General features: G+C 70.4%; 16 protein-coding genes. 3 read left to right on the top strand and 13 right to left on the bottom strand.

Going from position 1 to position 12,161, the window contains the following annotated elements:
• Positions 1-257 precede the first annotated feature (257 nt).
• From ACIHEI_RS06980 to ACIHEI_RS06945, 8 genes are read right to left on the bottom strand one after another with little or no spacing between them, the layout of a single operon-like run.
• Positions 258-440, bottom strand: coding sequence for a hypothetical protein (locus ACIHEI_RS06980; RefSeq protein ID WP_396605943.1), 183 nt, complete (start codon positions 438-440; stop codon positions 258-260).
• Positions 440-940: a hypothetical protein gene (locus ACIHEI_RS06975; RefSeq protein ID WP_396605942.1), complete on the bottom strand. Its 501-nt coding sequence runs from the start codon at positions 938-940 to the stop codon at positions 440-442. The genes ACIHEI_RS06980 and ACIHEI_RS06975 overlap by 1 nt, the downstream gene beginning before the upstream one ends.
• A 41-nt stretch (positions 941-981) precedes the next feature.
• Positions 982-1,476, bottom strand: a complete 495-nt coding sequence (locus tag ACIHEI_RS06970; protein ID WP_396605941.1) for a transcriptional regulator — start codon at positions 1,474-1,476, stop codon at positions 982-984.
• Positions 1,477-1,516: 40 nt separating this feature from the next.
• On the bottom strand, positions 1,517-2,092 hold the full coding sequence (locus tag ACIHEI_RS06965; RefSeq protein WP_396605940.1) for a hypothetical protein: 576 nt from the start codon (positions 2,090-2,092) through the stop codon (positions 1,517-1,519).
• A gap of 2 nt (positions 2,093-2,094) precedes the next feature.
• On the bottom strand, positions 2,095-2,232 hold the full coding sequence (locus ACIHEI_RS06960) for a hypothetical protein (RefSeq protein ID WP_396605939.1): 138 nt from the start codon (positions 2,230-2,232) through the stop codon (positions 2,095-2,097).
• 15 nt (positions 2,233-2,247) lie between these two features.
• The gene (locus ACIHEI_RS06955) at positions 2,248-2,478 is read right to left on the bottom strand and encodes a hypothetical protein (protein WP_396605938.1); all 231 of its coding nucleotides are present in this window, start codon (positions 2,476-2,478) and stop codon (positions 2,248-2,250) included.
• Between the two features lie 24 nt (positions 2,479-2,502).
• Positions 2,503-4,089, bottom strand: a complete 1,587-nt coding sequence (locus ACIHEI_RS06950) for a DUF2637 domain-containing protein (protein WP_396605937.1) — start codon at positions 4,087-4,089, stop codon at positions 2,503-2,505.
• Positions 4,086-4,379 carry a hypothetical protein gene (locus ACIHEI_RS06945; protein WP_396605936.1) on the bottom strand — a complete coding sequence of 98 codons (294 nt, stop codon included), beginning with the start codon at positions 4,377-4,379 and terminating at the stop codon, positions 4,086-4,088. Before ACIHEI_RS06945 ends, ACIHEI_RS06950 begins: the two co-directional genes overlap by 4 nt.
• 696 nt (positions 4,380-5,075) lie before the next feature.
• Here ACIHEI_RS06945 and ACIHEI_RS06940 point away from each other — a divergent pair.
• Together ACIHEI_RS06940 and ACIHEI_RS06935 are read left to right on the top strand one after the other, a co-directional pair.
• A complete protein-coding gene (locus tag ACIHEI_RS06940) occupies positions 5,076-5,846 on the top strand; it encodes a helix-turn-helix domain-containing protein (protein ID WP_396605935.1) in 771 nt (256 codons plus the stop codon).
• Positions 5,843-6,316 (top strand): NUDIX hydrolase, encoded by a 474-nt coding sequence (locus tag ACIHEI_RS06935; protein ID WP_396605934.1) that lies wholly within the window; start codon positions 5,843-5,845, stop codon positions 6,314-6,316. The genes ACIHEI_RS06940 and ACIHEI_RS06935 overlap by 4 nt, the downstream gene beginning before the upstream one ends.
• Here the strand turns inward: ACIHEI_RS06935 and ACIHEI_RS06930 are convergent.
• The 5 genes from ACIHEI_RS06930 to ACIHEI_RS06910 all read right to left on the bottom strand — a co-directional run bounded on the left by ACIHEI_RS06930 (position 6,313) and on the right by ACIHEI_RS06910 (position 10,073).
• A complete protein-coding gene (locus ACIHEI_RS06930) occupies positions 6,313-6,858 on the bottom strand; it encodes an HD domain-containing protein (RefSeq protein WP_396605933.1) in 546 nt (181 codons plus the stop codon). The genes ACIHEI_RS06935 and ACIHEI_RS06930 overlap by 4 nt on opposite strands.
• Before the next feature lie 27 nt (positions 6,859-6,885).
• Positions 6,886-7,320 (bottom strand): GntR family transcriptional regulator, encoded by a 435-nt coding sequence (locus ACIHEI_RS06925; protein WP_396605932.1) that lies wholly within the window; start codon positions 7,318-7,320, stop codon positions 6,886-6,888.
• A gap of 397 nt (positions 7,321-7,717) precedes the next feature.
• The gene (locus ACIHEI_RS06920) at positions 7,718-8,278 is read right to left on the bottom strand and encodes an NUDIX hydrolase (RefSeq protein WP_396605931.1); all 561 of its coding nucleotides are present in this window, start codon (positions 8,276-8,278) and stop codon (positions 7,718-7,720) included.
• A 4-nt stretch (positions 8,279-8,282) separates the two neighbouring features.
• Complete coding sequence (locus ACIHEI_RS06915) at positions 8,283-9,770, bottom strand: hypothetical protein (protein ID WP_396605930.1); 1,488 nt, start codon at positions 9,768-9,770, stop codon at positions 8,283-8,285.
• 81 nt (positions 9,771-9,851) lie between these two features.
• Positions 9,852-10,073 (bottom strand): hypothetical protein, encoded by a 222-nt coding sequence (locus ACIHEI_RS06910; protein ID WP_387639492.1) that lies wholly within the window; start codon positions 10,071-10,073, stop codon positions 9,852-9,854.
• Between the two features lie 105 nt (positions 10,074-10,178).
• Between ACIHEI_RS06910 and ACIHEI_RS06905 the strand changes: the two genes are divergently transcribed.
• A complete protein-coding gene (locus tag ACIHEI_RS06905; protein WP_396605929.1) occupies positions 10,179-11,543 on the top strand; it encodes an FAD-binding oxidoreductase in 1,365 nt (454 codons plus the stop codon).
• Positions 11,544-12,161 lie beyond the last annotated feature (618 nt).

Below are 12,161 nucleotides of genomic sequence, written 5' to 3'. Positions count from 1 at the left end.
TCGGTGGCGAGCGGGACCAGCGCCGGGATGTCGTCGGGCGGGCGGTCCTCGGCCACGACCCCCGGCACCGTCAGCCGGGGGAACCCGAGCACCGTCCCCCCGTCGTCGTCGGCCATCGGGGCCTCCAATCGGGATGTCACGCTCCGTCACGCATCCGGGGGTCCTCACACGCGTACGCGTGTACGCGTACGTGGGACCCCCGGATGTGCGGAGAGGAGTGATGATGATGAGCGCGAAGCGTCACTGGGAGTCGGGTGTCAGGACGCGGCGTGGTGTTGGGTCCAGGTGCTGAGCAGTCGCACCAGATCGGCCCACGACTCCTCGTCGGCGCCGGCCAGGGCGCGGGCCAGGTCCCACAGCACCCGGGCCCGATCGGGGTTCGTCGTCGTCGCGGCCAGGCGCTTTTGCCAGTAGGCGACCTGGCCCGGCGTGAGCGGCATCAGGCGCTCTCCTTGAGGAAGTCGAGGAATGCCGGAGTCTGCTTCTCACCGGAATTTCCTTCCGCCTTTTCGGAAACCGCACCGGTGATTCCGTGAAGGGTGGCGGCAGTGTTCACGGCGTTCATGGTCCGGGCCGCCTGGAGGCCCGCCTTCCGGGCCTTTTCGAGGGCCTTCTCGGCGGTGCGGGCGGCACGCTTCTTCGGGAGTTCGACGAATCGGCGGTTGTACTCCGCGTCGAGCTTTCCGGCGCAGTTCACGGCCTCCCGCAGGTGCCGCTCCAGGCTGGCGAGCGGCCGGGTGGCGAGGTAGGCGCGGACCTTGTGCTCCAGCGGCTTGTCGCCGTCGATGTGCACCAGCTCCAGGTCGGCGCGGTACTCGCGCACCAGGGCCTGGACCTCGTCGGCCATCTGCCGCAGCCGCTCGCGCTGCTGGGCGGCGTAGATGGCGGTGCCGCCCGGGGCCGTCAGGTGGTCGGACGTCCATCTGTTCGTGCTGGTCATGGTGTTCCTCCTGCTCCGTACTCGTTTCGGGTGGCGGCGGGTCAGGCCGAGGCGATGAGCGCCGCGACGGTCTCCCAGCCGTGGTGCCAGGCCTGGTCGAGCGCGTAACTGCCTCGGCCCAGGTGTCGGCCGGTGATGCCGTCCTCGGCGGTGGAGGTGTCGACGACGTCCGCGCCCAGGGCGTAGAAGTCGCCCTTACCGGTGGCCTCGGCGAGGCGGCGCAGGGGCTCGCGCCGGTCGGCGGCGTAGTGGGTGACGGCGGACACGGTCAGCGCTGCGGCCACCGGGACGGGCCGCAGGCGGACGCCGAGCAGCCGGGCCCCGCCCCACAGCGCGAGGCCCTGGGTGGCGACGTAGGCGGCGACGTGCGCGGCGCACGCGGCGCGGCCGGCGGCGCTGGACTGGCCCTCGTGGCCGTCGTGCTGGCCCTTGGTGCGGGCCTGGTGGTCGGTCTGGATCCAGTGGTCGGCGACGTCGGCGGCGGACCGCAGCAGGGCGTAGGCGGCGGCGAACCGCGCGGCACGGGCGGAGATCACGACAGGCTCCAATCGGCTTGTGGTGCGCGGGAGTTGGCGATCAGCGGCGGTTCTGGGTGCTGCTCCACCGGTCCTGGAGGCCGACGAACCGCGTCCAGACGGCCTCGCCTTCCTCGCACGGCTGGTCGTCCCCGCACGCCGGGCAGCCGCTGGTGTGCAGGACGGACGCCTCGAACGCGACCATGTAGTCGATGAACAGCTGGTCTCCCGGCCGGACGGTCCCGTCGCCGTCGCGCTCCACGACCGGCTTGGTGAGGTCGCGGTGTTCCAGGTGGACGGGGATTCCGGTCTTGCCGAGTCGGTCGGCGAGCGCCATGGCGACGGTGGCGGCGCGGTGTCGGCCACCCGCGCAGCCGACCGCGATGGTCAGCGGCGCGTCGATGGGGCCGACGTCGTACGCGTCCACGAGCAGGCTCGTGGCGCAGATCAGCTCGCTGATGCCCGGCGTGGCCAGGACGGCCTGCCGGACCGGCAGGCCGTTGGCGTCCATGTAGCGCAGGGCAGGCGAGACGTGGGGGTCGCGGAAGTGCTCGGACAGGTTCAGCACCAGGTGCGCGTTCGGCGGGGCGCCGTGCAGGTAGCCGAACGAGACGACGTTGATCACGGATGCGGTCATGGCTAGATCTCCTCGACCCGGTCGCCGTAGCAGTCGTCGCACAGCGGGATCAGCCGCTCCTCGTTGTAGACGTCCGCCGCGAACGGGTCGGCGACGGTCTGGACGTCCGGCTTGGCGGTGTTGCAGAAGTAGCACTTCACGGGTGTTTCTCCTGTTCAGCGGGTGAGTCGGGCCTTGGATGCGTCGAGGATGGATTGCGGGCTGATGCCGATCTCCTCGGCCTTGTCCGTCGCCCGGAGGGCGGCGACGACCGCAACGCGCCACGTCGGGTCGTCGTAGTGGTCGCGGCCCTGGTCGTGGATCTCGGTGGCGATCTGTCGAGCGCCCGCCGTGGCGATGACCGCCTCAGCCCGGACACGCTCAGCGAGCCAACTCGGAACGGACATGACTGTTTCTCCTGTTCAGAGCGGTCAGGCGAGGATGAGTGCGGTGGGCTGGTAGCCGGTGGCGAGGAGTTCGGCGGCGTCGGCGCGGCGCTGGGAGGCGGTGGCGAGGGAGACGCCGAGGTCGTCGATGATCGACTGGAGGGTGACGGCCTCGGGGTCGCCGTTGGCGGCGAGGATCATCCGGGCGACGCGGCGGGCGCCGCGGGCGGCGGGGGTGAGCTTCGCGGCGTCCTCGGCTTCGACGGCGCGGAGTTCGATTTCGGCGGCGCGCTCGCGGGCTTCGGCGGCGCGGAGCCGGGTGGTGTTTTCGGCGGCTTCGTGGTCGGCGCGGGTGCGGTTGGCGGCGGCGGTGTCGCGCTGGGCTTCGGCCTTCCGCTGGGCTGCTTCGGCGGCGGCGGCTTCCGTTTCGGTGGCGAGCTTGGCGGTTTCGGCGGCGCGCAGGCGGAGGGTCTGAGCGGCTTCCTCGTTCTCCGCCTTGGTCTTCTCGTGGGCTGCCGTGCGGGCCTGTGCTTCGGTGGCGCGCTCGCTGGCTTCGGCGGCGTCCTTCTCCGTTTCGGCGGCGACCCGGTTGGTTTCGGCGGCCTTCAGGCGGGCGTCGGCGGCGTCCTGCTCGGCGGCCGCGGCGGCAAGTTCCTCGGTCGCGTGGTCGAGCCGTTCGGCGGCGTCGGCTTCGCGGCCGGCGGCGAGGGTTCGGGCGTGGGCGTGAGCCTTGGCGGTCGCGGTTTCGGCGCCGACCTCGTACCCGGCGGACTCGATCCGGCCGGCGGTGCGGAGCTTGGAGATCTCGACCCCGGCGGCCCGCTCCTCGGCCCGCACCGCGGCTTCGGCTTCGAACGCGGCGGTGCGTTCAGCCCGCAGGCGGGCGGCCTCGTCGGCCTCCTGCGGCAGGGCCAGGGCCTCGTCCACGCTGAGTCCGAAGCGCTCCATGACGAGCGGAAGCAGCAGGTCGGCGGGCACGTTCTTCAGCTTCTTGCCGTGGTCGCGCTCCAGCATCACCCGGTAGACGGTCCGCTCGCGCTCCAGCTCGATCGCCCGCTGGTAGGAGTCGATCCCCCACAACCGCATGCGCCGGTACATGGCGAACGACGGCCAGGGGGCGAGGATCCAACGGCGAAGCGGGACGCCGTCGCGTTGGTGGCCGGCCTCGATCCGGGTGATCCGGACGACCAGGCGGCGCCCGGCCTCGACCACCGCGACGAACATCACCGGGATGACCGCGTGCATCGCCGTGCCGGTCGGGTTCGCCAGCAGCGGCCCGGCCGAAGCGGCGTTGAAGTAGATCGTCGCGGCGGTGAAACCGTGGGCCAGCAGCCGCAGCATCGGCCACGGCGTGCCCTTACGGATCAGGTGCAGGTCCATCGCCAGCAGCGCCACGATGCCCGCGTCCACACCGACCGGGAACGCGTAGCTGAAGTCCCCGAAGCCGTGCCTGAAGCCGAGGTCGCGCAGGGCGTTGTAGGAGCCGGTGAAGCCGATCGCGGCGAGGGCCACGCCGCCGACTGCGGCGAGGATCGTCAGGCCCAGCATGAGCCTGCCCGAAGCCGCCAACCGCGCGGTCGAAGCGACGGGCGTCGCGGCCGAAGCGGAGCCGCTCTGGTCCGGGGCGGTCACGCGGCCACCCGCTCGACGCTCGCGGTGCGGCGAATGACCGCCGGGCGCCGCAGCGGCACCGGCGCGATGCGCAGCAGCCGCTCGGCGTAGGCGGCCAGCGTCGGGTCCTCCCGGCGCAGGTCCGCCACAATGTCGTCGGCGGCGTACATTCGGGCCTCGCGCTCAGCCTCGCTCTCACCGGGAACGCCGATGAACAGGTGGGCGAACTCCGAGTCCGTGACCAGGCCGAGCGCCAGTTCCGCGAACTCTTCCTCCGTTGCGGCCGTCTGGCCTGCAACCATGTCCTTCATAGGTCTACCTCGTCTCTTGTGGGAGGTGGGCCCGGGGCCGCCGCGCGTTCCTTGGCCGGAGCGCGGCGGCCCACTTCGGGCCTGGACTGCTCGGTGCATCACGAGCAGCCGCGGCACCCGACGCGCGCCAACCACCCACTGTGGGGCGGGTGTTGCGCGCCGGGCACCGTGATCACTGGTGTGCGATCAGAAGCGGTGAGCCCCGCCCGCAGTCAGCGGCGGGGCCGGGAATGTCGGTGAGCTCTCATGGCTCACCCCCTTACAGGCGTATAGCTGGGTGATGGTGGTCGTCCCGCTGCTTTTCGAGAGCGTGCTCCCGTTTTAGGACGCAGCTGCGTGACCAGCGCTTTAACCCTCCGGCTGACAAGGTGCCGGGTACCTCGGCCCGATCTTTCGCGGGCCCCTTCACCCCTCGGGGTGCATTTGTGCAGCTCAGGGCAGCCCAAAGAAGGGCTGTTCAGTTCTTCAGCCCCGCCATGCGAGACATGTTGAACATGTCTCTTACGATGCCGACAGAATGACGCTTCGTCAAGTCCTTCGCTTGTCTTCGCCGGAGCACCCTGGCTGCGCACCAATAGATTCGGCGCTTCGGCCGTGTCAGAACACGACGCTCCTGGACGGCTGCTGGCCGGTTTCGTTACCGTCGAAGCGTCCCGAATCGTCCAAGCGCCGCGTGTTCGTCCAGGGGAGGGCGGGTTGGCCAACGAGAGGCTGCGAGGGGCGATCCTCGCGAGCAAGTTGACGCTGGAGCACATCGCAGAACGGCTCGGAGTAAGTCCTCGAACCGTCGAGCGCTGGGTAGAGGCCAGAGATGGTCGACGCCCGCACCGACGCTTCCAGTACGCGCTCGCCAACCTGCTGCAGAGAGACCTGTCGGACCTGTGGTCGGACGAGCAGACCAGCAGCGCGACAGCTGAGGCAGGCCGAGCAGAACTGGTGAAGCTGTACCCGCATCGTGCGGTCGCACCAAAGGAGCTCTGGACGTCGCTGTTTGCGAAGGCGAACCAGAGCTTTGACCTCGTGGTTTACGCCGGATTCTGGCTTTCGGAAGACCCACAGTTCCACCGGCTCGTCCGAGAGAAGGCAGACGCCGGAGTGCCAGTTCGGCTGATGCTGGGTGACCCCGACTGTGTGGGCGTGGCCCAGCGCGGTGAGGACGAGGGAATCGGTACGGCGATGGCCAGCAAGATCCGAAACGCGCTGGCCAACTACGGGCCGCTGTTCGGTCTACCCCGGGTCGAGTTCCGACTCCACTCGACCACCCTCTACAACTCGCTCTACCGAGCCGACGACGACCTACTGGTCAACGGCCATGTCTACGGCGTGGGCGCGTTCATGGCGCCGGTGATGCATCTGACGCGGGTCCCTGGCGGTGAGCTGTTCAGCACCTACGCCGCGAGCATCGAGAAGATCTGGGAGAGTTCACGAAGCATCAGCTCGCCCCAGCTCGGAAGTGAGGCCGCGTGAGCCGCATCGACTACTTTCACGACCCGGAAGCCCCGCCGGCGAACTCGGTGGTTCCGTCCGTGACGGCCGTGGTGACGAACGCCGAAGGGCAACTGCTACTCATCCACAAGACCGATAACAACCTGTGGGCATTGCCGGGTGGCGGGCACGACGTCGGCGAGTCCGTCAGCGACACCGTCGTTCGTGAGGTCCGCGAAGAGACGGGCATCGACGTGGAGGTTCTGTCGGTGGTCGGCCTGTACACGGATCCGAACCACGTCATGGCATACGACGACGGAGAGGTGCGGCAGCAGTTCTCCATCTGCTTCCGGGCACGTCCCGTCGGGGGAACACTGCGGACGAGTTCCGAGTCCAAGGAGGTCCGCTGGGTGAGCCCAACGGACCTCGCCGACCTGGACATTCATCCGTCGATGCGGCTTCGAATCGACCACGGCTTGTCGCAAGATCGCACCGAGCCATACATCGGTTAGGCGGAGGTCTCGGCCTGTTCCAACCGGAACTGGACGCGCTGTGCGGCGGCGCCGATCTCCGGCTCGGCGCGCCGGATGAAGCGTCCGACGACGCTATCGGGCCCATACCGGCCAACGATCTCCGCGATGCGGTCGGGCGTCGTGGTCGGCGTTCCGTCCGGGGTGGTGGTCATGTCGCAGTAGATCAGGGCATCGACCAAGTGCGGCTCCTCCAACGGGAACTCGCTCGCCAGTTCCCGTCGAAGGCCCCGCTCCTCGGCTTCGAGCAGCGCGCACGAGTGGTGAGCCACCAGCCGCACGACACGCTCGTCCACCCCTTCCCGGCGAAGGAAGCGGGCGCCGTCGAGAGGGTGGAACCCGGTGGCCGCGATCCGCGGCGCATACCCGACGTCATGAAGCACTGCGGCGGACTCCAGCAACTCGGCGTCCGGGCCGAGGATTCCTGCGAGAGTCCGTGCCTTGTCCGCCACTCCCTTGGAGTGGACCCATCGGCGGGGAAGGTCGTTGGAGAGAAGGGATTCGGCAAGCTCGTAGGCCCACACGATGGCATCTGCTCCTAAAGGCAGTGATCAGGAATGACTTGAAGGGAGGGACCGGACATGGCGCCCCTTCCCGTGGCGAACTTCGAGGACGCCAGCTCCTTCGAGCTGCGCGAGAGCACTGCGTACGGTGCCACGTGAGGCTCCAGTGGCCTCAACGAGCTTCTTTTCGGGAGGAAAGGCCGCCCCGACCTCGAGCGTCCGAACCATGGTGATGAGCTGTTCAATCACCGGAGGCTTGGCCTCACTCCCGGCGACGGCCCACCCGACACCCGGCTTCGACCGAATCAGCTTCTCGGCGGCGAGCACATCGAGCGCCCGCTTCACAGTGCTCCGGCCGGCCCCGTACTCCCGCATCAATGCGGCTTCCGACGGGAGCGCCGTCAGTTCCGGGCTCCCCTTGATCTTGGTGCGCAGCGCGTCAGCGATCCGCAGGTAGGTTCCACGCGGGCTTCGCTCGGGCACGGGCCGCTCCCTTCGTTGGGCAGGTACCCAGACAGCATGAGCGATCCCGGGGGGCGACTGCCAGCCCCGGGGTGGTCCCCGGGCTTCACCTTTCGACAGCAGGTCGAAGCATGTCGACCCTTGGGAGAGTCCGGGGAGAAGATCTTGAGATTTGCTGTGTGCGGCAGGAAGCAGCCACCTGTGGGCCAGGTGTGGGCCGCCAGCCGCGTGTGAGCCGCGATTGCAGGCTGCACGACTGGTCAGAGTGGGTGTGGGCGAGTAGCTTCACTCAGTCTTGAAAACTGTCGTGGCCTCTGGTCACCGTGGGTTCAAATCCCACACCCTCCGCGCCTGAGAACGGCCCCCGACCTGCAGTTTCCGGTCGGGGGCCGTTCGGCGTCCGCCGGGTGAGGAGCCGTCAGGGGAGGCGGCCGTGGGCCTGGGCGAGGGTGAGGGCGGCCAGGGTCATGCCGTCGTCGAGGTGGCCGGCGGTGATCCAGTGGCGGAGGGCGGGGAGGGGGAGCCAGCGGGTTTCGGTGACTTCGTCGGGCAGCAGTGGGGTGCCGGAGGGGGTGTCGCGGACGGTGGCGTGGACGATCGCGACGGTGCTGGCGAGCAGGCCGGAGTCGGGGGTCATGGTGCCGAGGAGCTCGAACTCGGCGTCGGGGACGCCGAGTTCCTCGTGCAGTTCGGCCCGCGCGGTGACCAGCGGGTCGGCGCTCTGCGAGAAGCCGCGGGGCAGGCCCCACTGAGGGCGGCCGAGCGGGTAGCGGTAGGTGCGGACCAGTCCGATCAGGTCGCCGTGGACGGGGATGATCACCACGCCGAGGCCCTCGTCCCGGTGACTGATCCTCAGGTAGTGCCCGGCGGTCCCGCTCGGGAAGGCGACCTCGTCGTCGTAGACGTCGACGAAGCTGTTGCGGTACGCGAGGACTTCGCGGGTGCGGCGGATGGCGTCCGGGTGCTCGGTGTCTGTCATGGCGTCAGTTCCTCACGTCGACGACTCGTCCCAGCGCGCACGCCAGCCGCCGGGTGGAGAGCCGGCGTGCCACATTCTCCTTGCCCTTGCGGTACAGGACGTTGCCGACGGCGCCGGCCGCCATCGCGGGGTAGCCGACCAGCCCGGGCAGTTTCCACACCTCGGTGGCCAGCGCGGGGCCGACCGTGCCGGCCGCGGTGAGGATCAGTTCGACGGCCATCCCGCCGATCGGGACGAGGCCGGTCCGGTCGCCGAGGATGGCGGCGACCCGGCTCAGGTGGGTGTCCAGCGCCTTGCGCGCGGAGAGCGGGTCCTCGGCCGCGCGCAGCCGCTCAATGCCTTGCCAGAAGGGCGATTTGGCGGTGCGGCCGCGTTCGGCGCGGGCCTGCAGCAGGGCGGCGATCGCGTCGGCGGCGTCGGTGCGCAGCGCCGCCATCCGGGCCCGTACCCGTTCGTCGGTGAGGCCGGCCGCCGCGCCGACCTTCACCTCGAACAGTGGCCCGTCCGAGGTCTCGTCGGTCTCCGGGAGGGTTCGTCCGGCCCGGTGGCGGTACTGGGCGAGGGCGAGTTCCTGGGCGGTGGCGCGGGCGGCGAGCCGGTTGTCGTCGTGGCCCTGGCCGGTGCTGAGGGTGGTGTCGGCGACGCCGATGGAGTCCACCACGATCAGGTTGTAGAGGGTGTCGACGAACTCCACCAGCAGGCCGAGGGTCTCCGGCCCGCCGACGATCTCCTCGGGGGTCCGTCCGGCGGCGTCGCCGGGCCACGGCCGGGCCAGTCGCAGCCGGCTGCGGTGGTGGAACGCGTGCGGGCGGTCGGCGCCGAGCCGGCGGATCGCGGTGGCCACGGTGGCGTGCACCTCCCGGTACGGCTCGGGCAGGTCCGCCACCGCCCGGCCCATCGGCGAGGTCTCGTCGACGGCGGCGAGCACCAGCTCGCCGAGCGCGTACAGCCGGGCCGGCGGCCGGGCGGCGACCCGGGGGAGGTGCCGGAACTCGTCGCGGACCACCGCCAGCCCGTCGGCCCGTTCCGGGTCGAGCCATTCGGCGTTCAGCAGCCGGTCGAAGTCGGCGGCCTGTTCCCGCACGTCGCCGGGGTCGAGGCCGTATTCGGTGGGGTCGTTGAGTTCGGGCAGCAGGCTGCTCAGGAACGGACTGGCCGGATCACCCGCCTGGGCGAGGATGCCGGCCACCGCCTCCTCGTACGAGCGCACCCCGAACAGGTGGAGCCGGAACGGGTGTTCGCCCGCCGCGCCGCTGTCCCGGGCCCGCAGTACGGTGGCCGCGACCCGCTGGAACCCGAACGAGTCGAACGCGTACGACTGCGGGACGACCACCTCGCGGCCGAGCGCCAGCGTCATCAGCACCTCGGTGAAGATCTGCAGGTGCAGCTCGTCCTCGTGCCCCTCGGCCGTGCGGTCCGGTCCGGGCCAGGTCGTCCGGGTCGAGTCGAGCGACTCCAGGTACTGGTACCGCGTGCCGTCGTCGTACGCCATGTCGTGCCCCCCAGGACGAACCGTCGCACGGGGACGCTACTCGTGGCGTCCGGTACTGGCCAGCCCCGGGGCGACGGGCCGTCAGAACAGCGTGGGTTCGCCGTCCTGGGCGGGCAGGCCGGGCAGCGCGTCCTGCCACAGGGTGGCGTCGCTGAACGGGAGTTGGCGCATGCTGCCGTCGCACAGCACCAGCGAGCGGCGGTCGCGTTTGTGGTCGTGGACGATGCCGTAGCCGGTGCGGCGGGTGGGCATGAGGGCGACCGGACGGCCGCAGGCGGGGCACTGGACACGGGGTGCGCGCATGGGTACCAGGGTGCCCGAACCGACCGACAGCCCGACAGTGGCCGGTGACGATTGCGGGGGGCCGGGCGGGGGAGGAGAGTGCGGGCGGAACGAGTGGAGGTTGTCGTGAGTGAGCTGGTCGAGCGGCTGAGCAAGGGACTGCCGGACGGCGCCGTCGCGGTGGACCCGGACGTCACGGGCGCGTACGCCCGCGACATGGCGGGATTCTGCGAGGCGGGCGAGCCGGCCGTGCTGGTCTTCCCGGAGACGGTCGAGCAGGTGCAGCACGTGATGCGCACCGCCACCGAACTGCGGGTGCCGGTGGTGCCGCAGGGCGCGCGCACCGGCCTGTCCGGCGGCGCGAACGCCGTCGACGGCTGCATCCTGCTCTCGCTGACCCGGATGAACCGGATCCTGCACCTGGACCCGGTCGACCGGATCGCGATCGTGCAGCCCGGCGTGGTCAACGCCGAACTGTCCCGGGCCGCCGAGGCCCAGCAGCTGGCCTACCCGCCGGACCCGTCGAGCTGGGAGTCCTGCACCATCGGCGGCAACATCGGCACCGGCGCCGGCGGCCTGTGCTGCGTGAAGTACGGCGTGACCAGCGAGTACGTGCTCGGCCTGGACGTGGTGCTGGCCGACGGCCGACTGCTGCGGACCGGCCGGCGCACGGCCAAGGGCGTGGCGGGCTACGACCTGACCAGGCTGCTGGTCGGCTCCGAGGGCACCCTCGGCGTGGTGGTCGAGGCGGTGCTCGCGCTGCGTCCCGCGCCCGGCCCGCAGCTGGTGCTGGCGGCCGAGTTCGACTCGGTGGACGCCGCCGGGCGGGCGGTGTGCGACGTGATGGCCGCCGGGTTCACGCCCTCGCTGATGGAGCTGATGGACGCCACCACCGTCCGGGCGGTCAACGAGATGGCGCAGATGGGGCTGCCGGAGTCCACCAGGGCGCTGCTGCTGGTCGCCTTCGACGGCCCGGACCAGCGCGAGCTGCTGGCCGCGGTCGGCGCGCTGTGCACGGCCGCCGGGGCCACCGAGGTGGTGCCGGCCGAGGACCGGGCGGAGTCCGAACTGCTGCTCCAGGCCCGCCGGCTGGCGCTGCCCGCGCTGGAGCGGAGGGGCACCACGATGATCGACGACGTGGCGGTGCCGCGCAGCGCGCTGGCCGCGATGCTGAACGGCGTCGCGGAGATCGCCGAGCGGCACGGGCTGACCATCGGCGTGGTCTCGCACGCGGGCGACGGCAACACCCACCCGGTGGTGATCTTCGACGCCAAGGATCCGGAGCAGGCGGAGCGGGCCCGGATCTCCTTCGACGAGATCATGGCGCTCGGCCTGGAGCTGGGCGGCACGGTGACGGGCGAGCACGGCATCGGGTTGCTGAAGCGCGAGTGGCTGGCCCGGGAGCTGGGGTCGGTCGGGCTGGAGCTGCAGCGGCAGATCAAGGCGGTCTTCGATCCGCTGGGTCTGCTCAACCCGGGAAAGATGATCTGAGAATCGTTCTGAATTCGGATCGGATTTCCATTGCCCCTGGCGTGCGGATAAAAATCGACATTTGACGGTCATCTCGGCTGTGACCGGGGCGCGGGCGCACCATTCGTGCGCCTGCAGGGTGGAACGACTCGCCGGAAAGCGGCGGCCTGCGCTCCGCCGTCCGGGCAGAAGCGCAGCTCAACAGCCGTGCAACCAGCGGCCGGCCACCTCGTGCGGCGGCCTCGGTATCACGCGAACGAGGGAAAAGGCCCAGTGGTGCTGGTGCTTTGTCGATTTGTTGCGGAATTCTGTTCCCAGGAAGAAGTGCAGGGAAGTGCAGGACAGCGATTCACGGTCATCAGCAGTGACCATCGGAACCGGACATCGGCAGCACGGAGGAAATCCATGGCGCGCTACTGACCTCCCGGCGGGAGGTGCGGCCGGACCGGCGGGGGCGCCGGACCGGCCCGAGCACGGACCGCCGGAGTACCCGGGAGTGGAAAGGGTCACCCGCCTCGGGGAGCAGGACGAGCAGAAACCCCTCGGGGGCGCGGCAGCCGCGAACGGCACCGCGCCCCCGAGGGGTGTTCGGAAGAGGACGCCCTACCGCGGAAAACCTACCGCGGAAGCCCTACCGCG

It is taken from the genome of Kitasatospora sp. NPDC051984 (assembly GCF_044593455.1).
In the GTDB taxonomy this organism is placed as follows: domain Bacteria; phylum Actinomycetota; class Actinomycetes; order Streptomycetales; family Streptomycetaceae; genus Kitasatospora.
The sequence above is the reverse complement of the archived record's forward strand: the minus strand, read 5'-3'. Positions and strand labels throughout refer to the sequence as shown.